Raw genomic sequence first — 19,399 nt, 5'->3', positions numbered from 1 at the left:
CTTTACCCGCTACTTGGAATTCATTTTGCACAGACAAAAGGGGATTATTTTTATGACAAATTTAGTTATGCTTGGCGGAGGATATGGCGGGATGAGACTTCTCAACGAGCTTCTTCCTGACCATTTGCCAGCAGGGGTTTCCGTCACGTTGGTGGACAAGAACCCTTACCACTCCCTAAAAACGGAATATTATGCGCTTGCTGCGGGAACCGTTTCCGACAAAGAGCTCCGTGTGGACTTTCCTGAACATCCGCGCCTGACCGTCAAGTATGGGGATGTGACGGGAATTAACCTGGAAGGGAAAACCATCGAGATGAACGGTTCTGAAAAAATGGACTATGACATTCTCGTAATCGGCCTTGGCTGCGAGGACAAATACCATAACGTACCGGGAGCTGACAATTTCACGCTTAGCATCCAAAGCATTGGGAAATCGCGGCAAACCTATCAAACTCTTAGCAATCTAGCTCCTGGTGCAACAGTTGGAATCGTTGGCGCCGGCCTGAGCGGGGTGGAGCTGGCGAGTGAATTGAGTGAAAGCCGGACGGACCTCCGTGTAAAGCTTTTTGACAGAGGGAACCATATTCTTTCGGACTTCCCTGACCGTCTAAGCGAATATGTGGAAAATTGGTTTGTCCGCCATGGCGTTGAAATCATTAATAACTCCAACATCACCAAGGTTGAGGAAAATATTCTTTACAACCATGATGAGCCCCTTCAATGCGATGCAATTGTTTGGACCGCCGGCATCCAGGCCAACAAGGTTGTCCGTGAGCTCGATATCCAGAAAGATTCTTCTGGCAGGCTGGCTGTGACTCCGCATCATCATCTTCCAGGCCATGAGAATGTTTTTGTTGTCGGCGATTGCGCAAGCCTGCCACATGCGCCGAGCGCGCAGCTTGCCGAGGGCCAGGCTGAACAAATCGCTGAGATCCTAAAGAAACGCTGGAACGGTGAACAGCTCCCGGAAACGATGCCGCCTATTAAGCTAAAGGGCGTCCTCGGATCGCTTGGGAAAAAACAAGGGTTTGGCATGATGGCGGATCATGCAATAACTGGCCGTGTAGCCAGGCTGCTTAAGTCCGGCGTGCTGTGGCTCTACAAATATCATAAAGGATGAATGAAGACCAGGCGTATAGCCTGGCTTTATTATAGAGTCTGGAGCACGTCATATGCAGAAAGGGGGATGCCATAAATTGAAAGGCATCCCTCCGCTGTTCTGGGGATGCCTCTGGTGCCTTGCACTTGCGTTATCATCTAGAATCCGGTTTATTAATTAACCAGTTTCATAGAGTATCCAAAACCATGCTATTCTGTGCGGTACCCATAACTTTCGAGTTCGGCATAAATCGTTTTGAGGCGAGGGTTTCCTTCACCGACCACCTTATCCCCGATGAGGACAACAGGATAAAACATGTCCTCCTCAATGATGCGTTCGGCGAAATCCCTTTTCCCTTCCTCTGCCGGCGGGTTGTAAATATCCACGTAGGATATACCGAACGGCTGGCCAGGAAACTTCCGGCTTACCGCCGCTTGAAGCCACTCATATGTTTCTTTTGACGAGGGTAGGTTTACGCAGCTTGGACACAGCTGCTCCGCCCCGTAAACAATAATTTCAACCTTCTTTTCTCCCATCCAAAATCACCCCTTGAACAAATTTTACAACATTTTAACGACTTTTATATAAAAAAGGCTCTTAATTAAAAGTTTTCCTGGTCCGAAGAATGGATTTTTAACCCCTCTCAGATTATAATAGATACTATGAAAGGAGTCGATTTTCATGACAGAACAAGAAATGATAGCACAGGTTCAGGAAGTCCTAGATAAATTGCGCCCGTTTCTCCTTCGCGATGGCGGCGACTGTGAATTGGTCGATGTCGAAGATGGCATTGTAAAACTCCGCTTGCTGGGTGCTTGCGGCAGCTGCCCGAGCTCGACGATCACATTGAAAGCCGGGATTGAACGCGCTCTTCTAGAAGAAGTCCCAGGCGTTGTCGAAGTTGAACAAGTATTCTAATTTTGCATAGTAAAGCGATTGCCCATCAGTGGGCAATCGCTTTTTTTACGCTAAGGCCATTAAGCTTTTTTCCAATCCTTATTGACAAGCGTTTTGGGAGCTTTCCCAGATAAAACCAGGTCGATATTATCCACGCAGAGCTTCATCATGGTCATCCTCGTTTCAATACTCGAGCTGCCGATATGCGGAATCGCCGTGACATTTTTTAACGTCAAAAGCGGGTGGCTTGCACTGATTGGCTCCTTGTCAAACACATCAAGGCCAGCGCCCGCAATATCCCCTTCGGTAAGGGCCTCGAATAGCGCCTGTTCATCTACAACGGGCCCGCGTGCCGCATTGACAAAAATGGCCGTCTTTTTCATCTTTCTGAATACATCCCGGGTAAACATTCCTCTTGTTTGATTTGTAAGAGGCGTCATGCAGACAATGAAGTCGGATTCTGTTACTAACTCGTCAAAGGATACATATTGGGCTCCGATTGCTTCCTCGACTTCCATGTTCCTTGACCTGTTGTGATAAAGAATATCCATGTCAAAACCAGTCGCGCGTTTAGCGACGGCGGCGCCGATTTTACCCATGCCGACGATCCCGATTGTCTTGTGGTGAATATCCTGGCCAGCCAAAAGAAGCGGGCTCCAGCTTTTCCAATTATCTTCTTTAATATAATCTGCCGCTTCTACAATTCTCCGGGCAGCAGCCATTAGAAGCGCAAATGTCAGATCAGCAGTTGTATCCGTCAGGACATCAGGCGTATTGCAGACAGCAATGCCTCTCTCTCCGGCCGCCTGTACATCGATATTGTCATAGCCCACTGCAAGATTGGCGACAACCTTAAGCCTCTCTCCCGCGCTAAGAACCTCTTCATCAATTGGGTCCGATAGCATCGTCAGCAGCCCATCCGCTTTCTCCGCTTCTTCGAGGAGCCTTTCCCTGGATACTGGAATATCCTCCTTGTCCCACATCGAAACATCGTATTTTTCTTTTATAACTTCAATTACTGCCTCGGGTAATTTTCGCGAAATGAATATGTATGGCTTCAATTCTTTCCCTCCTATAATGGCATGAATCTTCCATCAGTGGGGTTTCTTTCCCCACTGATGGTTTTTCCCGTTCTACTCCCGCTAGAATCTACGCTGGCGCGTAGACCCGATTGGTTCAACTAAGCCGCTGAAGGACACTGCGGCTCGTTTCTCTTTTAATCACCAATCGGGCTTACCAGTCACAACCATATAGTACCACATTATGGCGGGCGATTAGGAGTTAACGGTTCACAAGCCACTCCGGCTTTGGAAGCACGGTTGTAAAGGGCGAACCTGCTGTGGCAAAAAAGGCCGTGGCGAATTGTTCATAGTCGGCGGTCTGTTTTAGAATGGCAATAAGCCGGTCCTCAAGCGCCTTCTGGACTGATTCCCTATTGGAACTGTAGTAAGCTTCAATGGTTTCGAGATAATGAAGCGGAAACAGGAGCCTTGCATAAAGGAGCCTCCACGAGAACTTTGACAGAGGAGCTACACTGCGATAATCCGAAAAAAACTGTGCGATATCGGGTCCACACGTCCTGCTGTTGTGAAAAAAACGGCTTCTGCTCCATTCAGCCAGGTCACGGCTCCGATGGTCAAAAACCCAATCCAAAGGGTTCTTGATAATATATTGCTTTCCCCATGAAGTTTCCGAAAACCGATTGTGGCAGACAGTTCCGCCATCAATCGCCTCCGCCTCCTCATCAAGCTCCGTATCAACAAGATATTGAATTGCATTTTCAGCCATGCCTGTGTAATAGGGGAACGATTCAATGAACAATCGTTCAAATTCATCGGCTGCCGGCTGAAAAATTCGCTCCGACCATACCTTTTCCATCTGGTCGAGCCTCGTTTCCCATAACTGCTTCCACTGTCCAATCCGCGTTGTTTTTTCGACCTGGAATGGGACCATCCTTCCCCGTTCGTGAAACCTCGCCAGCTTCCGCCCCAGCCGCATTTGCCCCTGCTTGGCTGGGGGACCAGAGGCTAGCAGGCAGAACGGGCCCCCTTCCCAATTGGCAACAATGCTTCCGCTTTTGGTCGGAAGGACCGCCGGAACATTACGGTCCCCATACGCCGTTAAATGGGCGGCGATTTTTTGCAGCTCCGCGGCCTCCTCTTCATCCTTTCCGCTCGCATTGGCCACTACGTAATAAAAGCCATTTCCCCTGAATGCATCGTAGGATTCTACCCTCATGTATTCACCAGTCGTAACCCCATATAATTTTTCAAGCACTTTCCCGAGCATTAAACCACCTGCCTTTCCGCTTCCCTATTATGTATATGCCTGAAAAAGGCAAACTTGTTTTCCAGACGTTGGCATCTGTTTTTTTAAAGCTGTGAAAATTTACTTGAGTCTTAAAAACCCTGTCCTTACGATGGTTTTTTACTTACCATTCCTTATCAGTGTAGAGTTCAAATGTCCCTTTTTTAAAAAAACAGGATGAATTGGCGGCTTTTGCGAAGCATAAGAAAGAATCCCCAAATTTGTTCCTTTTGGGGAGGTCAGGCATAATGTAAAGAAAAAGGGTATATATATAGTGAAAATTACGGGGAAAGGTGACTACCACATGTCTGAGATGAAGAAGGAAAACCTAACAGAAACTACCGCCCGCAAGTGGCTGAAGGAGCGGGGGGTCGAGGTACAGGATATCGCTGACCTCGTTTATTTCTTGCAGCAAAAATACCATGAAGACTTGAAAATTGAAGACTGCCTCCACAATGTGGAACGGGTTCTTTCAAAAAGGGAGGTACAGAATGCGATCATTACAGGCATCCAGCTCGATATGCTGGCCGAGAAAGGCCTTTTGGAGGAGCCTCTTCTGTCCATTATTAAAACAGATGAAAGCCTGTACGGCGTTGACGAAATACTTGCCTTCTCAATCGTGAATGTATATGGTTCAATCGGATTTACGAACTATGGATATATCGATAAGCAAAAGCCCGGGATCCTTAGGCGTTTGAACGATAAATCAACCGGTGAGGTCCATACCTTCCTTGATGATATTGTTGGAGCAGTTGCGGCAGCGGCCTCTAGCCGGCTTGCCCATCGTGCCGAAAATGGAGAATAGCAATAATAATAAAATAAAGTCCAGCCGGCAGTCGGCTGGACTTTTGCATACCTGTTAAACGACCCATTCATCAAGGGAAGAAATTGAATAAGTCGGTTTCTTTTCGTAATTTGCCAATAGCTCGCTGCTTGTTACCCCGGTATGGACAAGGAGGGTGTCAAGGCCCGCATTCATTCCCGCCAGGATGTCGGTATCATAATAATCGCCGACCATGATGGTTTCGTCCTTCTTTGTTCCAAGCACCTTTAACGCCTGCTCCATGATGATGGATTCTGGCTTCCCGATGAAGGTTGGCATTACCCCGGTGGAGGCGGATATGGCCGCTGTAATCGCCCCGTTTGCTGGCAGCATGCCACGCTCGGTCGGAACGGCGAGGTCGCCGTTGGTAGAAAAGAAGTGTGCCCCGTTCCGAATTGCAAGGCAGGCTCCGGCAAGTTTCTCATAGGTCAATTTGCTGTCGAGCCCGACAACAACATAATCGGCATCCTCTCCTGCCGGGACAAGCCCTTTCGCCTGGAGGGCATCTCGGAGCCCTTCTTCCCCAATCATATAAACCGAAGCCCCATGTTTTTGGTCTGCAATAAAACTGGCAGTTGCAAGACTTGAGGTAAACACTTGCTCATTATTTGCCGGTATATCGAAGGAGCGGAGTTTTTCGGCTACCTGGGCTGGGGTCCGTGTTGAATTATTCGTGACGAACAAATAGGGAATTCCTTTTTTAAGGAGCCTTTTTATAAAATCGGAAGCCGCATCAATTCGTTCGGCTCCTCTGTACATTGTTCCATCGAGGTCAATCATATAGCCTTTATATTGTTTCAACTCGAATCACTCCCAGCTAGGTATAATATCAATAAAAGAAATGGGCCGCTGATTTGCGGCCCATGGTGAATCGTTATTTTTTAAAAGCAGATACGGGACCCAGCTCGTTGACGAGGTATGTCCTGACCAGCCCTGGAAAAGCCTCAATTCCTTCAAGTTGGGCAGCCAGATCAGCCGCAAGCTGCCCGTGGTCGATGTCTGTATAAAACTGAACGAGCTGCTTCCGGTGGGAAACCAGCACCTTCAGATTTTCTCCTACCGCATCTCCAACTACCTTTTCATCCAAAAGAATGTCGATAATATCCTCATAGCTGCCAGGATCGCGCATGATGAAGCCGTCAATCATCGCATTTCCGACATCAAGCACCGCTTCGGCCAGCATATGGGCTACCCGTTCCAGGGCGGCTTTTTCAAGTGGGGACTCCCAGCTTTTCTGTGACCTGAACAGCTCAGAAAGCTGTTCAATATAGATGAGTCTTTGCTCCAATTGTTCACGATCGACAAAGTACATACCGTCCACTTCCCTATGTTGCGATTTTTTTGGTCAGCATAGCCGGCTTGGCATAGAAATAGCCCTGGGCGAGGTCAACCTTGTTCCGGGTTAGGACGGATGCCTCTTCCTCGTTTTCAATGCCTTCAGCGACCACTAGGGAGCCAGCCTCCCTTGCGACAAGTAAAAGCCCCTTAAGCATCGATTCCTTCACCGAGTTCTTGTCGATGTCCTCTATGACGGAACGGTCGATTTTGATGATGTCGGGCATTACTTCATTGATTGTATTCAAGCTAGCATAGCCGGAACCCGTGTCATCAACTGCAATCCTAAATCCCATCAAGCGGAGCACTTTAATATTGTAAGTAAAGTCCTTCATTTCTTCAATCGAATCCCGTTCGGTTATTTCAAATGTAATTTGCTTCGGAGAAATATTCTTATACGTAAGCATCAGCTTTTTGACGTCACGGATGAACTGTGCGTTTCCAAGCGTCAGCGGGGTGAAGTTAATAAAGATATCCTGCTTGCATTCGAATTTCCTGATTTCCTCAAGAGCCTTCTCTAGGACAACCAGCTCAAGCTCATACAGCTTCCCCGTCTGCCTCGCGACGGAAAAAAGCGTGAATGGGTTCTCGAGCATCGTGCCTGCCGGGCCGCGCGTAAGCATTTCCCAGGCGCGTATTTCATTTGTGGCCACATCGATAATTGGCTGGGCAAGCAGGAAGATTTCTTTTTGTGAAATGATTTTGCTCATAATGAAGAGCATTTCATTGAATTCGGATTGAATTCTCTTTTCCGCCATCGCAACCGCCTGTTGATGGGCTTTCAGGATGGCTTCGTGAATTGAATAATGCTTCTTTTCAACAAACATATAACCGGTTTCAAGGACCATTTGAGCTTGGGGGAATTCAGTGTGGATATCCCTTCTGCCCCGGCCCGCTACCTTTCTCATGATGGAGTCGATTGCGGATAGCCCGTTCCGGTCATTTCCTACCCGAATATACAGGGATAGTCCGTCCCCATAAAAGTCGTGAAGAGTAATAATATCCTTCTGGTCAACCTCGGCTTCAATCGCCTCGCGGAACAGATGCTTGAACCTGCCCATGAATTTAGGAAATTCCGCCGGGCCGAGGAAATCGGCAAGCTCTTTTATATTTTTAAGGTTAAATACGATAACAGCCGCCTCATAACCCTCGCGAAAGGCAACTTTAACTCCTTGTGCTACAGGATTTCTTATGACGAATTGCGGAGGGAAAAACTTTATGGTAGATAGGGGAAGCACAATCTTGCCCCATTGCAAAAGTTGGGTGGCCTTTGCCACATACTGACGGACCATTCGTTTCATTCCTCTCCGATGTGTCTGTATTCGTATTGTAACACAATTTGACATTTATTCGTGTTTTTCGCTTTGCTTTTTTAATAAAGTTGTCGACATTCAATTCAGTCAGGAATTTTGGTAAGATGGGATGGAGACTTTTTATAAAAGGAGAAGGAAAATGGGAGAACGTTTTTTCTTATATGATGATACAGAAGCTTCGAAAACAAGGTTCGTTAGCTTTGTTGGCGAAAACAGCAGGTTCGACCTGGCCTTAACCCAGACCGGGCGGCATTATGGCAAGACCCTTGTCCTTGATATGCAGGGCAGCAGGTTTGCGATTATTGGCGAAGACGACCTAAAGGAAGAAGGGTATATTGAACATGCGTTCCAGCTATCGGAGGAGGACGCGGAGGAGCTTCGCTCGTTTTTGGCGGAGATTATTTAACACGGGCTGGCTGGCCGGTTTTATCCCGCAGCACCCCTGTAGTTAAGGCAAAGGAGCAGCCGGTTTATGGCTGCTCCTTTTTTTCAAAAAGAATCATTTCTTGATTTTCTTTACGACAAAGTAAGCACAGCCGAAGTTGCAAAATTCGTATAGGTATTCGGTGAGTGTGCTGATTTTGGTGTCAAAGGTGGCTTTCTGGTTCTGGTCATCGAAAAATCCGCGCAGGCGGAGCTGCCCGTATCCCCAATCTCCGACAATATAATCATACCTTGCAAGGATTTCACTATATCTTTCCTTGAAGGCATCCTCATTGAAACCGTCCCTATACTCCTCTATGACTTCGTAAGCGGTGTTATTTACAATGATCATTCCTATCACCTCATTTGCGGGCAAATCCTCTTTTTCCATTATAACCGATTCCCAATCAATTACTAATAGAAAAAAGCTTTGATATGGCAATACTTTTCGTAGGAGGTGTTGCGAATGATGAAGCAGCTTTTGGCTGCCGGCCTGTTCTCGATGCTGCTTGCCGGATGCCAGGACAATCCGAAGGGCGACAATTATGGCGGGGGGGGGCATTTGCACCCTGATAACCGCCGTTCGGAGGTCTACGGAGATCTCAATAATAAGAAGCGGGCTGATAAGTCGCAGAGGTTCGGTTACTATCGCCATCAAAAAAGTCCAATCATGGGGGACAAATCCGGGATGGGCCACTATCCTTCGCTTGACAGGCAGCAAATTGCGAAGGATATTAGCAGGATGAGTACGGACCTTCCAAATGTGAATGATGTGGCGGTGCTTGTGACGGATAAAGAGGTGCTTGTCGCATAAGAAACGGATTCGAATGACCGCTTTTTGACAGCCGACCAGGTTAAGAGAACTGCGCTTTCACGAGTTCCGCGATTTTTCCATGTCTATGTTTCAGACAACAAAACCCTTATGCTGGATGTCGAAACTCTTACTAGCCTGACAACGCAAACTAATAATGCGAATGAAGCCATTGCGGCGGTAATAAAGGAAATGAAAAAATCTCCACAGGGCGCAAGAATCAATTCATCGGAAAATGAAAATGGCGAAACTCGGGAAGACATGAATGGCGGTATGAAGCGGTGAGTGTACAGGCGATGGGGATTGGCGTGAATGAATGTGTGCCAGTAAGCTGTTACAGCACTGATCTTCCTGGCACTGAGATCACCAATCGGAACAAAATGCGCAAGCGCCTTGGTCAGCCCCGACCAGATTAAGACGGGACCCGCAGGACGGGCCTGCCCTCCGGAGGGAACCGGCTTAAGACCTCGAGGGGCTAGGTGCTGGAGCTGGATTACAATACCTTATTTCGAGTTATCCCCAATGATCTATTTTATAACTTCCTAGACAACAAAAAGGCATCCGCCAGAAACGGATGCCTTATTTTAATCAGTATGTTGACTAGGACTGGTTTACGCCTCAACTGCCTCGCTTCCGGCTGCCTCAGCCATTGCGGCCCTTGCTTTTGCGGCAGCATTCACCTGTTCGTCGGCATGGTAGGAAGAGCGGACAAGCGGACCGGCTTCACAGTGGCTGAAGCCTTTTGACAACGCAATTTTCCTCAGTTCATTAAATTCGTCCGGAGTGTAATATTTTTCAACTTTCAAATGCTTTTTAGTAGGCTGCAAATATTGCCCAATGGTCATGATTTCAACGTTGTTTGCGCGCAGGTCATCCATTACCTCGAGGATTTCCTCCCAGGTTTCGCCGATACCGATCATCAGGCTGGATTTCGTTGGAATGTCCGGCTGCATTTCTTTTGCACGGCGCAGGAATTCAAGCGAGCGGTCGTATGTAGCCCGGGCACGAACTCTCGGTGTAAGGCTCCTGACTGTTTCGATGTTGTGGTTCAAGATATCCGGGCGGGCATCCATAAGCATCCGTAGATTTTCTTCAACGCCGCCCATATCGGATGGAAGCACTTCGATGGTCGTAAAAGGATTTTTCCTGCGAATTGCCCGTACTGTTTCGGCAAAAACGGCGGCTCCGCCATCACGGAGGTCATCCCGGGCAACGGCAGTGATGACCGCATGCTTCAGGTTCATTTGAAAAACGGAATCCGCTACGCGTTCCGGTTCCTGCAGGTCAAGCTCGGTTGGAAGGCCGGTTTTAACAGCACAGAAACGGCAGGCACGAGTACAAGTGTCGCCGAGAATCATGAAGGTAGCCGTTCTTCTAACTGCCCAGCACTCATGAATATTCGGACAGCGCGCTTCTTCGCACACAGTATGGAGGTTTTTATTGCGCATCATTTTTTTAAGCCCGGTATAGTTCTCATTCGTATTCAGTTTTATTTTCAGCCATTCAGGCTTCCGCAACGGCTTTTTCTCAGCTGTCATGATATCCACTCCAATAATTATGTACAATACTATTCTCTTTTGAAACTGTACCATACTATAAGTATGCCCTTCAAGGGTAAGGCCCCCTTGGTTGGCAATTATTGTGCCTTATGAAGCTATAGGATCCGAGGCAAAATAAACAAAAATGAACGGGCCGTACAAGCCGGCCGTGAGCAAGCTGGAAAGGAGGTTCCTGATATGAGAATATTGTTATTACTGGCACTTTCTTTTACTTTGGCCGGAAGCACACTTACCTTGGCCGAGGAACCGGATTTGGATAAAACCCGAATGCAGCTTTATAAAAAGACAGAAGCGGCAACAAGGATTCCATGGTATTATATTGCCGCAGTCGATCGTTATGAGCGGAATGTCCGGATGGCGAGAAAAGACCTGCCTGACCCCGAAGGCGCCATTTCAATTTATTTTTCCTCTGAAGACTGGGCTGGTCCCGCAAATCCGAATTATGAGGATAGGAATCCTATCTCAATCGCTTTTTTCGGCGGGACTGGAATTGACGGAAACGGTAACGGAAAAGCAAGCCGTTCTGAGGATGAGGATGTTCTTCAGGCTTTTGCAAACCATATCCTAAAGTACGGGTCCGACAACGATAACTTCCGAATTGCCCTTTGGGAATATTATCACCGTGACAAAGCTGTGGGAATTATCATGGGGTTTGCAAAGATTTTCAACCAATTTAATCGGATTGACATGGATGGAAACGCCTTTCCTGTCCCCTATCGAAGCAACCATAGCTATAAAAATACATGGGGCGATGCGCGGGGCTGGGGTGGCCGCCGCATGCATGAGGGGACCGATATATTTGCAGGCTATGGCGTGCCAGTCCGGGCGACAAGCTACGGGATTGTCGAAATGAAGGGCTGGAACCGGTTTGGCGGCTGGAGAATCGGCATCAGGGATTTAAATAACAATTACCACTACTATGCCCATATGAGCGGTTTTGCAAAGGAAATTAATGTTGGCGACGTTGTCGAGCCTGGAAAACTGATTGGCGGAGTGGGCAGCTCGGGGTACGGGCCGCCGGGGACATCTGGCAAGTTCCCACCCCATCTCCATTACGGAATGTACAAAGACAATGGCTATACAGAATGGGCATTTGATCCTTATCCGCATCTGCGGAAATGGGAACGGTTGGACAAAAAGGTCAAACGGAGGTAGTGGGCTTTCCTTTCTTTTTTCTTGCTGGTTAAGAAATGGTGCGTATCTTTGAGTGACACCTTTTCCGGATTTTGGCCCGACAATGTCACTCAACGGGATTTGAGTGACTTCCTTTCCGGATTTTGCCCCACCTTTTCTAAATTTAGCGCAATCTTTGTCGCTCATCCTAATTCAAAAATAAAAGCAAAGGCCGTCCCGGTTGCCCGGAATGGCCTTTGTTTTAGTGTTATTTAGCTCTTTTCGATTTAATTACCGCGTTCGCAATGCTTGCGACGAGTCCCCCCCAAATGATGACGATACCGACTACCATCATTGCTATTGCATCTGCCGACATATTAGGAAACCTCCTTTTCATCAGGCACAATCAGGCTGTCCTTGCCCCAGCGAAGCGACATGAATACGATGCCAACTACGACAGCAGCCATGGCAACCCCCCAGCCAGCATAGAGCAGGAATGATGTAGGATAGCCTTCATAGTTATTCTTGATGTTGGTGATGAAGTTTTGGACAGTCATATAGCCAAGGACAAGTGGTGTGATAACCGATAGAGAAATCTTCCACCAGCCGCCAATCCGTATATCGGAAATGGCGTTAGCATGATCCTGAAGGGAAGTAAGCTTCCTCGCAACCCATGCAACAAGGACGACTTCTACGAGGCCGGCGATTACGATACCAAATGAGTTGATAAAGTTATCGACCGAGTCAAGCAGGTACAGGCCTCCCCGCGTCGCGTATAGGATGGAAACAAGGGCGGAAATACCTCCGCCGATCATAACCGACTTCGTCCTGGAGACGTTGAACTTGTCCTGTACGCCGGCTACGAACGTTTCTACAATCGAAATTAGTGATGTTAATCCCGCCAGGAACAGGCAGGCGAAGAACAGAATCCCGAAAAACTGATTAAATGCCGGGAACTCGTTAATGATTTGCGGGAATACCACAAATGCAAGGCCAATCCCCGACTCAACGACCTCGTTAACTGGAACGCCCTGCTGCTGGGCCATGAAACCGAGGGCAGAGAAAACCCCAATACCCGCTAGTAATTCAAATCCAGAGTTTGCAAATCCTGTAATGAATGCATTGTTTGTCAGGTCGGTTTTCTTTGGAAGATAGCTTGAATACGTAACCATGATCGCAAAACCTACCGACAAGCTGAAGAAAATTTGTCCGTATGCAGCAACCCAAACCTTAGGGTTTGCAATATCCTTCCAATCCGGCTTAAAGAAAGCATTGAGGCCTTCCATGGCACCATCAAGAGAAAGGGCGCGGACAACAATGATCAGGAATAGGATGACCAGAGTTGGAAGCATGAATTTGTTTGCTGCTTCAATTCCTTTTTTAACCCCTTTAAACATGATCCCCAGCGTAATTCCCCATACAATAAGGAGCGGAATGAATACGCCCGGCACAAGGCCGATGAATTCACCAGGGTTTGGGGCCACTTTCAGGTACTCTCCCATCAGGAACGAGCCTGGATCTTTACCCCAAGAGAGGTTCACCGAGAACCACGCATAAGACAATGCCCATGCGATAATGATTGGGTAGTAGGTGGAAATCACAAATGAAATGGCCACCTGCCACCAGCCAAGCCATTCAAACTTTTTATTCAGCCGCGCAAATGTAAGCGGCGAGGATCCTTTGTATTTATGCCCTAGCGTAAATTCCAGGATGAGCAACGGAATCCCTGCTGTCAGTAACGCGAACAGATAAGGTAAAAAGAACGCTCCTCCTCCATTTTCATACGCTACCGCCGGGAATCTCCAGATGTTCCCCAATCCTACTGCAGAACCGATAGCAGCGAGGACGAAACCTGCCCTTGTTCCCCATTGCGGTCTATTTTCCATAAATGAATACCCCCATGATGTTTTAGTTGAAATAAATCCAAAATTTCTATTTTTCAGATTTTTAAAATCATAAAATTAGTATAGTGATTCAGAGGTGGCATGTCAACAGGTATGTTACTATTTTAGAATATTTTTTCATAGAGTATTTAACGTGATTTTACTTTACCAAAACATTTCCAAAATCAAGATAATATATTGAATAAAAGTAAAAATAAGGATAGAAGTACTGCCTTTACTGAGAAAACAGTCCTAGTTATATTTTCCTAAAGCATAGAGCATATAAAGGAAAAGACGGATATTAAAAATCCTCATCATTAATAAAACTATTTACACAAAAGCAATTTACCAGCCCAATTTTAAAAAGCGAAGGCCCAAACCCCCATGTAAAACCAATTAAAAGGAAAAAGCGGATGTTTATTAATAAAACTGCGCTTGAAGAAGCGGGAATTAGGGTAGATTTTTCACAAAAAGAAAAGGCATTCACGTTAGCGGTGGATGCCTTGAAGAATTAAATCATTTTCAGAAGAGCGTCCCTGCCTGCCATCCCAATGCGGATACCGAGCTTTTCCGCTTCAAATGTGACGGATTCCAGCGGGGCTTCAAGCAGCTGGTCAATCGTCCTGACCCCTACCGCCCTTCCAGCAACAATTTTTCGGTCCCTCAGTTTTCGGTTCAACAAGCCAACATCGAGCGCGCCGCACATAATGTAGCCGCATCGGCCTGTAATAACCAGGAGGGTCGTTTTCGGCAGCTCTACGGTTATCCCGAGGAATGTCGTCCCATCAATTTCAATTGGTGTCACATCAATCATCCGTCCACTCCCTTTCCCCCTGTCCCTATTACTCTATGCAAGGGCAAAGAGGGAGTGAACTTGGCCCCATCCTGGTAAAATTTCTTTCCCGGAATAAGGCAGAAAAATGCATTCATCGCGGACGGACACCCTATTTTTTAAAACCTTACAGCCGGTTCAGCTTCCACTCCAGCACATCCCGCAGAAATTCCGGCATGTAGTAATACTTATTTTCAGACCTGACGATTTGCGGGAAAAATCGCCCAAAGGTAAACATATCGGGGATGGCAACGATATATTTTTCATCAGCTTCTATCCTTTTACCATTAATCAGGAAGTCCATTTCCTCCTCCAGAACATCAATACGGTCATACACAAACCTTCCCATAACGGTCCCGCGAAACCCCAAACCCTTCACCTCGACGTGCGGAAGGCTTTCATCAAGCGTCATGCGGAGGATTTCCCTCAGTTCGTCACCCTCTAGGGTAACGGTGCAGGGGTTGATTGGATGCGGACAAACGGAAAGCAAATCAAACTTCGTTACCTGCCCATCGAGCGGTCCCAAGACCAACCCGGCATTTAAAAAAGCGCAATCCGCATCACACCATTCCCTTATTGCTTCGCACAAAAGCTGCGGTAAATCAGAATCGAGTAAAAAATCGGCTGTCAGCGGCTCCACCTCGGCAACCTTTGTTGCAAGGAGGCTCCGGCCCATTACAAAAAGCGCCTCGGTTTCAGCAAGTTCCCATCGCTCACGGGGGGTTTTTGCTATTTCATAAAGGCGGGCTTCTTTTTTGATCGGACGTCCATTTTCAACCTCGAGTGTGACCTGGCCGGCAAAATTCCCATACTTGCCAGCAGCTGCGAGGAGAGTGCCGTTCACTATCTTTCCTTCCTCAAGGATATGATGCGTATGGCCGCCCAAAATGACATCGATTTCAGGAAATTCCAAGGCAATCCGTTCGTCTTCATGAATCCCGAGATGCGAAAGAAGCACTATAATATCGGACTGTTCCGCCAAGGCGGGAAGCTGCTTTTTCAGCTCCTCGATCGGATCGCGCAAATTCCAGCCAAGCAGCTTGTAAAAGAGAACAAAAGGGGCAGTCAAGCCAATAACGCCTATCCTCGTACCTGCGGCTGTCATATAGACTTTGTATGGTTCGGACCAAGCGGGGCGTGTCCCATTTTTGTTGTATAAATTGGAGATGAGGACATCGAAGTTTTTTTGGGCAAAAAGGGAGTCAAGCCCTTCATGCGGCAGGGTAATCCCTTCATTGTTGCCGATTGTAATGGCCGTGTAACCCGCTTCGTTCAGCAGTCCGGTGTTCCCCTTCCCCATCGTCCCCTCGGTGAATGGATGCCAGCGGTCAACGTGGTCGCCAATATCGAAAATAAATACTTCTTCGCCCGCTTCCCGATGCTGGGCGGCCCGATTACTAATTAGGCGGCTGATTCTCGGCCAATTCTCAAAATGGCTATGTAGATCATTTGTATGGTAGATATGTATTTTTTCCATCGGTTCGCTTCCTTTTTTCATATAAAAGGTGTCTGTGGTCGATTCTGCACCGTCTATTTCCTTCTTGAATGTATTCCCTTAACGATAGTTGCAATCCTCAGAAACGGCAATAAAAGTAATCCAGTAACTCAATTTAGCTTTCCCCTTCACCGTTATCCCATCATTCCTTCGTAAATAAGGCGGATCCCTATAACAACCAGGATAATGCGCAATATGAGGACAATTGTTTTGCTCTGGAGCCTTCTGTTCAAAAAGACGCCCATTTGCGCGCCGACCCAGGCTCCCGGTGCCAGTGCGATTGCGTAAAGCCAGTTGATGTTTCCTAGAGAGATGTGGGCAACCGAGCTGATGATAGATGAAAGAAAAATCATAAACATCGATGTTGCCACGGCCACATGCGGCGGGAAAAAGAAAAGCAGGATCATCGCGGGAACCATGAGCGAACCTCCGCCGACGCCAAAAATTCCGGAAATAAAGCCGATGGCGAGCGAAATCACCATGCCGAGGACCGGATTAAATCCATATTCAAATTCTTTTCCCGTACTATCTATATACGTTCTAGCATAGCCGGAATCCTTTTTATAAGGAAGCGGTTTGATCTTGTTGCGAATCACCATAACCGCAGATACAAAAAGGACAAATAGGCCAAAGTAGAGGTTAAAGGTATGCACATCAAGATACTTGACCATCCAGGCCCCGAAAATGCCTCCTGGGGCGCTGCCTATCAAAAAAATCAACCCGCTCTTATAGTCAACGGTTTTGTGCTTTATGTATCCCATCGTAGAGGACATGCCCGTAAATATCATCGTAAACAGCGAGGTGCCTACAATTTGCTGTGGCGTGATTTCCGGAAAGATGCCGAGTGTGCCGAGATAGAGCAGTGACGGTACGATGATGATGCCCCCGCCGAGCCCGATGAGTGATCCGAGTGCGCTTGCTGCGGCTCCAAGTAAAATAATGAAAATCCATTCCATGATGAAGTTAATCTCCTATGTCGGCGCGCACCTGCTCTTGTGGTTGCGTGGTGGTTGCAGATTCTATATTAATTTGTCTCAGCAAATTCGGTAGGGCCGTATTTTTAAAAAAGATCAAGCTGCCTCGGGGCGAGGATGTCGTATTCAATGCCGAGAATTTCAATCATCTCTTTCGCGTTCCCGGCCGCGTCCCCGCCAGAGTTGTTATTAAAAAGAACATATAGGTCTTTGCTTTGTTGTTGGAGCCGTTTGAGGTAGTTTGCCCATTCCGTAAGCTCCTGGCGATTGTATTTATATAAATAGCGTACCTCGCGCCAATTTTCCGCGTTTTTCTTTTGCCATCCGTGAACATTCCTTCCATGGAACCGGACGAGGGTTTTGTCAGGATGGGTCGCTTCAAGTACGATGGGAATTGACCCCGAACCTGCCTGCGGCTCATCGCACACCGAGTGGATCCACTTTTCTTCAGTGAGGAATTCAATTGTTTTTTCGCGAAGTTCGGGTGAATACCAGGATTGGTGCCTGAATTCAACCGCGCGCGGGATGGAGCCCATCTCCGCTTTGCAGTAGCGCAGATAGTCGACGTTTTCCTTTTTGCAATCAAACCATGGAGGGAACTGAAAAAGCGCCATTGCAAGCTTTTCATGCTCCACATAGGGCGTAAGCGACTCTTTAAACGCCGTAAACATTTCCGCTTCCGTGGCAAACGGGCTGTCGCCTCGCTGGTGGCCGGTCATGCCCTGATAGGCTTTTACGATAAACTGGAAGTTGGCGGGCACCTGCTCAACCCATCTCGTTGAGTTCTTTATAGGCTGAATGGCATAAAACGCCGCGTCCACTTCAACAACAGGAAAATGTCCCGCATATTCGCTTAACTTCTCCCGAGCGGGCATCCCCTGCCGATACAAGCTGTCATGGTCCCCCCACCCCGTCACTCCAACATAAATCATACAATCCCTCCAGTACCCATCATAGCACAATAGACCCAAAAACCACTCTATTCACGTCTTTTTCCTAGGAGATGGAAAAGTAAACACTCAGCAGGAGTTGGGGACGGAATTTTTTTTGCATAGGACTCCATTTTATCCAGAGGATCGCCAAAACCAAAAACCGCCTGCCACATGGACAGACGGTTTTCAAAACAAGAATATTAGCCAATGGATCCTTCCATCTCGAACTTGATCAGCCTGTTCATTTCAACGGCGTATTCCATTGGAAGTTCTTTAGTAAATGGCTCGATGAAGCCCATGACGATCATTTCGGTTGCTTCTATTTCGGAAATTCCACGGCTCATCAGATAGAAGAGCTGCTCTTCGGAAACCTTGGAGACCTTCGCTTCGTGCTCAAGCGAAATGTTGTCGTTCAGGATTTCGTTGTACGGAATCGTATCCGAAGTCGATTTATTGTCCATGATCAGCGTGTCGCACTCGATGTTGGAACGGGCGCCGTCTGCTTTACGTCCGAAGTGGACGATACCGCGGTAGGTAACCTTTCCGCCGTGCTTCGAGATCGATTTTGACACGATTGTTGAAGATGTGTTTGGAGCAAGGTGAATCATTTTCGCACCTGCATCCTGGTGCTGGCCTTTACCTGCCAACGCAATTGACAATGTCAGTCCGCGAGCGCCTTCACCCTTCAGGATGACTGCAGGATATTTCATAGTCAGCTTGGAGCCGATGTTCCCGTCAATCCATTCCATCGTAGCGTTCGCTTCACACACCGCACGCTTTGTAACGAGGTTGTAAACGTTGTTCGCCCAGTTCTGGATGGTTGTATAGCGGCAATAGGCATCCTTTTTAATAATGATTTCAACGACCGCGCTATGAAGCGAGTTCGTCGTGTAGACAGGAGCCGTACAGCCCTCAACATAGTGGACACTGGCCCCTTCATCCACAATAATCAGTGTCCGTTCGAACTGCCCCATATTCTCGGAGTTGATACGGAAGTACGCCTGGAGCGGAGTCTCCACCTTAATGCCTTTCGGTACATAGATGAATGAACCTCCGGACCAAACCGCCGAGTTCAATGCAGAGAACTTGTTGTCGGTAGGAGGGATAACCTTCGCCCAGTGCTCGCGGAAAATGTCTTCGTTTTCCTTAAGCGCGGAATCAGTATCCTTAAAGACAACCCCGAGCTTTTCGAGATCCTCCTGCATATTGTGGTAAACAACTTCCGACTCGTACTGGGCGGAAACACCGGCCAAGTACTTTTGTTCCGCTTCTGGAATGCCGAGTTTATCAAAGGTCGCCTTGATTTCCTCAGGCACTTCATCCCATGAGCGTTCAGTCTTTTCGGAAGGCTTAACATAGTAAGTGATTTCGTCGAAGTTCAACGTATTCAGGTCGCCGCCCCACTGAGGCATTGGCATGTTGTAGAAAAGCTCAAGCGATTTCAGGCGGAAATCGAGCATCCACTGAGGCTCTTCCTTCATTTTCGAGATTTCCTCAACGATCTCGCGCGTCAGCCCGCGCTTTGACCGGAAGATGGAAACGTCCTTGTCGGCAAAGCCATATTTATAATCACCGATTTCTGGCGCTTTTTTAGCCATCACCG

Annotated in this window: 19 protein-coding genes and 2 pseudogenes; 6 read left to right on the top strand and 15 right to left on the bottom strand. The window is 47.6% G+C overall.

Annotated elements, in window-relative coordinates; genetic code table 11:
* The first annotated feature begins 52 nt into the window (after window positions 1-52).
* On the top strand, window positions 53-1,120 hold the full coding sequence (locus AR337_RS18960) for an NAD(P)/FAD-dependent oxidoreductase (RefSeq protein WP_059173597.1): 1,068 nt from the start codon (window positions 53-55) through the stop codon (window positions 1,118-1,120).
* 188 nt (window positions 1,121-1,308) lie between these two features.
* Here AR337_RS18960 and AR337_RS18955 read toward each other — a convergent pair whose 3' ends face one another.
* Window positions 1,309-1,635: a YuzD family protein gene (locus AR337_RS18955; protein ID WP_059173596.1), complete on the bottom strand. Its 327-nt coding sequence runs from the start codon at window positions 1,633-1,635 to the stop codon at window positions 1,309-1,311.
* An 89-nt stretch (window positions 1,636-1,724) separates the two neighbouring features.
* Here AR337_RS18955 and AR337_RS18950 point away from each other — a divergent pair.
* Window positions 1,725-2,017, top strand: a pseudogene (locus tag AR337_RS18950) (NifU family protein).
* A 59-nt stretch (window positions 2,018-2,076) separates the two neighbouring features.
* Here the strand turns inward: AR337_RS18950 and AR337_RS18945 are convergent.
* Both AR337_RS18945 and yutH read right to left on the bottom strand, forming a co-directional pair.
* Window positions 2,077-3,057, bottom strand: a complete 981-nt coding sequence (locus AR337_RS18945) for a D-glycerate dehydrogenase (RefSeq protein ID WP_059173594.1) — start codon at window positions 3,055-3,057, stop codon at window positions 2,077-2,079.
* A gap of 220 nt (window positions 3,058-3,277) precedes the next feature.
* A complete protein-coding gene (gene yutH, locus AR337_RS18940) occupies window positions 3,278-4,285 on the bottom strand; it encodes a spore coat putative kinase YutH (protein WP_059173593.1) in 1,008 nt (335 codons plus the stop codon).
* Window positions 4,286-4,607: 322 nt separating this feature from the next.
* On the opposite strand from yutH, the gene AR337_RS18935 reads away from it, so the two are divergent.
* Complete coding sequence (locus AR337_RS18935; protein WP_059173592.1) at window positions 4,608-5,108, top strand: phosphatidylglycerophosphatase A; 501 nt, start codon at window positions 4,608-4,610, stop codon at window positions 5,106-5,108.
* A gap of 54 nt (window positions 5,109-5,162) precedes the next feature.
* On the opposite strand, the gene AR337_RS18930 is transcribed toward AR337_RS18935, so the two are convergent.
* The 3 genes from AR337_RS18930 to AR337_RS18920 all read right to left on the bottom strand — a co-directional run bounded on the left by AR337_RS18930 (window position 5,163) and on the right by AR337_RS18920 (window position 7,753).
* The gene (locus tag AR337_RS18930; protein WP_059173591.1) at window positions 5,163-5,927 is read right to left on the bottom strand and encodes a TIGR01457 family HAD-type hydrolase; all 765 of its coding nucleotides are present in this window, start codon (window positions 5,925-5,927) and stop codon (window positions 5,163-5,165) included.
* 73 nt (window positions 5,928-6,000) lie between these two features.
* Window positions 6,001-6,438 carry a DUF86 domain-containing protein gene (locus AR337_RS18925; RefSeq protein ID WP_059173590.1) on the bottom strand — a complete coding sequence of 146 codons (438 nt, stop codon included), beginning with the start codon at window positions 6,436-6,438 and terminating at the stop codon, window positions 6,001-6,003.
* Window positions 6,439-6,451: 13 nt separating this feature from the next.
* Window positions 6,452-7,753: an EAL domain-containing protein gene (locus tag AR337_RS18920; protein ID WP_059173589.1), complete on the bottom strand. Its 1,302-nt coding sequence runs from the start codon at window positions 7,751-7,753 to the stop codon at window positions 6,452-6,454.
* A gap of 160 nt (window positions 7,754-7,913) precedes the next feature.
* Here AR337_RS18920 and AR337_RS18915 point away from each other — a divergent pair, with 160 nt between their 5' ends.
* Window positions 7,914-8,180, top strand: a complete 267-nt coding sequence (locus AR337_RS18915) for a DUF3055 domain-containing protein (protein ID WP_059173588.1) — start codon at window positions 7,914-7,916, stop codon at window positions 8,178-8,180.
* 93 nt (window positions 8,181-8,273) lie between these two features.
* Here AR337_RS18915 and AR337_RS18910 read toward each other — a convergent pair whose 3' ends face one another.
* Window positions 8,274-8,549 carry a YutD family protein gene (locus AR337_RS18910; protein ID WP_059173706.1) on the bottom strand — a complete coding sequence of 92 codons (276 nt, stop codon included), beginning with the start codon at window positions 8,547-8,549 and terminating at the stop codon, window positions 8,274-8,276.
* A 114-nt stretch (window positions 8,550-8,663) separates the two neighbouring features.
* Here AR337_RS18910 and AR337_RS23865 point away from each other — a divergent pair.
* A pseudogene (locus AR337_RS23865) lies at window positions 8,664-9,293 on the top strand (YhcN/YlaJ family sporulation lipoprotein).
* A gap of 326 nt (window positions 9,294-9,619) precedes the next feature.
* Here AR337_RS23865 and lipA read toward each other — a convergent pair.
* The gene (gene lipA, locus AR337_RS18895) at window positions 9,620-10,546 is read right to left on the bottom strand and encodes a lipoyl synthase (RefSeq protein WP_059173585.1); all 927 of its coding nucleotides are present in this window, start codon (window positions 10,544-10,546) and stop codon (window positions 9,620-9,622) included.
* A gap of 198 nt (window positions 10,547-10,744) precedes the next feature.
* Between lipA and AR337_RS18890 the strand changes: the two genes are divergently transcribed.
* Window positions 10,745-11,722 (top strand): M23 family metallopeptidase, encoded by a 978-nt coding sequence (locus tag AR337_RS18890; RefSeq protein ID WP_059173584.1) that lies wholly within the window; start codon window positions 10,745-10,747, stop codon window positions 11,720-11,722.
* 226 nt (window positions 11,723-11,948) lie between these two features.
* On the opposite strand, the gene AR337_RS22895 is transcribed toward AR337_RS18890, so the two are convergent.
* The 7 genes from AR337_RS22895 to sufB form a co-directional block, all read right to left on the bottom strand.
* On the bottom strand, window positions 11,949-12,056 hold the full coding sequence (locus tag AR337_RS22895; RefSeq protein WP_082687062.1) for a methionine/alanine import family NSS transporter small subunit: 108 nt from the start codon (window positions 12,054-12,056) through the stop codon (window positions 11,949-11,951).
* 1 nt (window position 12,057) lies between these two features.
* Window positions 12,058-13,566 (bottom strand): sodium-dependent transporter, encoded by a 1,509-nt coding sequence (locus AR337_RS18885; protein ID WP_059173583.1) that lies wholly within the window; start codon window positions 13,564-13,566, stop codon window positions 12,058-12,060.
* Window positions 13,567-14,074: 508 nt separating this feature from the next.
* Window positions 14,075-14,377 carry a YunC family protein gene (locus tag AR337_RS18880; RefSeq protein ID WP_059173582.1) on the bottom strand — a complete coding sequence of 101 codons (303 nt, stop codon included), beginning with the start codon at window positions 14,375-14,377 and terminating at the stop codon, window positions 14,075-14,077.
* Between the two features lie 145 nt (window positions 14,378-14,522).
* Entirely contained in the window at window positions 14,523-15,872 is a 1,350-nt protein-coding gene (locus tag AR337_RS18875; RefSeq protein WP_059173581.1) for a bifunctional UDP-sugar hydrolase/5'-nucleotidase, read from the bottom strand.
* Window positions 15,873-16,024: 152 nt separating this feature from the next.
* Window positions 16,025-16,846: a sulfite exporter TauE/SafE family protein gene (locus AR337_RS18870; RefSeq protein ID WP_059173580.1), complete on the bottom strand. Its 822-nt coding sequence runs from the start codon at window positions 16,844-16,846 to the stop codon at window positions 16,025-16,027.
* Between the two features lie 104 nt (window positions 16,847-16,950).
* Window positions 16,951-17,796, bottom strand: coding sequence for a DUF72 domain-containing protein (locus AR337_RS18865; RefSeq protein ID WP_059173579.1), 846 nt, complete (start codon window positions 17,794-17,796; stop codon window positions 16,951-16,953).
* A gap of 200 nt (window positions 17,797-17,996) precedes the next feature.
* Window positions 17,997-19,394 (bottom strand): Fe-S cluster assembly protein SufB, encoded by a 1,398-nt coding sequence (gene sufB / locus AR337_RS18860; RefSeq protein ID WP_059173578.1) that lies wholly within the window; start codon window positions 19,392-19,394, stop codon window positions 17,997-17,999.
* Window positions 19,395-19,399 lie beyond the last annotated feature (5 nt).

The sequence above is a fragment of the Bacillus sp. FJAT-27445 genome (assembly GCF_001510665.1).
Taxonomy (GTDB): domain Bacteria; phylum Bacillota; class Bacilli; order Bacillales; family Cytobacillaceae; genus Bacillus_D.
The sequence above is the reverse complement of the archived record's forward strand: the minus strand, read 5'-3'. Positions and strand labels throughout refer to the sequence as shown.

Bases quoted from the DNA above. Each gene is read 5' to 3' on its own strand.
- AR337_RS18870 (WP_059173580.1), bottom strand. From the start codon at position 16,846: ATGGAATGGATTTTCATTATTTTACTTGGAGCCGCAGCAAGCGCACTC.
- sufB (WP_059173578.1), bottom strand. From the start codon at position 19,394: ATGGCTAAAAAAGCGCCAGAAATCGGTGATTATAAATATGGCTTTGCC.
- lipA (WP_059173585.1), bottom strand. From the start codon at position 10,546: ATGACAGCTGAGAAAAAGCCGTTGCGGAAGCCTGAATGGCTGAAAATA.
- AR337_RS22895 (WP_082687062.1), bottom strand. From the start codon at position 12,056: ATGTCGGCAGATGCAATAGCAATGATGGTAGTCGGTATCGTCATCATT.
- AR337_RS18885 (WP_059173583.1), bottom strand. From the start codon at position 13,566: ATGGAAAATAGACCGCAATGGGGAACAAGGGCAGGTTTCGTCCTCGCT.
- AR337_RS18910 (WP_059173706.1), bottom strand. From the start codon at position 8,549: ATGATCATTGTAAATAACACCGCTTACGAAGTCATAGAGGAGTATAGG.
- AR337_RS18875 (WP_059173581.1), bottom strand. From the start codon at position 15,872: ATGGAAAAAATACATATCTACCATACAAATGATCTACATAGCCATTTT.
- AR337_RS18955 (WP_059173596.1), bottom strand. From the start codon at position 1,635: ATGGGAGAAAAGAAGGTTGAAATTATTGTTTACGGGGCGGAGCAGCTG.
- AR337_RS18890 (WP_059173584.1), top strand. From the start codon at position 10,745: ATGAGAATATTGTTATTACTGGCACTTTCTTTTACTTTGGCCGGAAGC.
- AR337_RS18880 (WP_059173582.1), bottom strand. From the start codon at position 14,377: ATGATTGATGTGACACCAATTGAAATTGATGGGACGACATTCCTCGGG.
- AR337_RS18925 (WP_059173590.1), bottom strand. From the start codon at position 6,438: ATGTACTTTGTCGATCGTGAACAATTGGAGCAAAGACTCATCTATATT.
- AR337_RS18935 (WP_059173592.1), top strand. From the start codon at position 4,608: ATGTCTGAGATGAAGAAGGAAAACCTAACAGAAACTACCGCCCGCAAG.
- yutH (WP_059173593.1), bottom strand. From the start codon at position 4,285: ATGCTCGGGAAAGTGCTTGAAAAATTATATGGGGTTACGACTGGTGAA.
- AR337_RS18865 (WP_059173579.1), bottom strand. From the start codon at position 17,796: ATGATTTATGTTGGAGTGACGGGGTGGGGGGACCATGACAGCTTGTAT.
- AR337_RS18915 (WP_059173588.1), top strand. From the start codon at position 7,914: ATGGGAGAACGTTTTTTCTTATATGATGATACAGAAGCTTCGAAAACA.
- AR337_RS18920 (WP_059173589.1), bottom strand. From the start codon at position 7,753: ATGGTCCGTCAGTATGTGGCAAAGGCCACCCAACTTTTGCAATGGGGC.
- AR337_RS18960 (WP_059173597.1), top strand. From the start codon at position 53: ATGACAAATTTAGTTATGCTTGGCGGAGGATATGGCGGGATGAGACTT.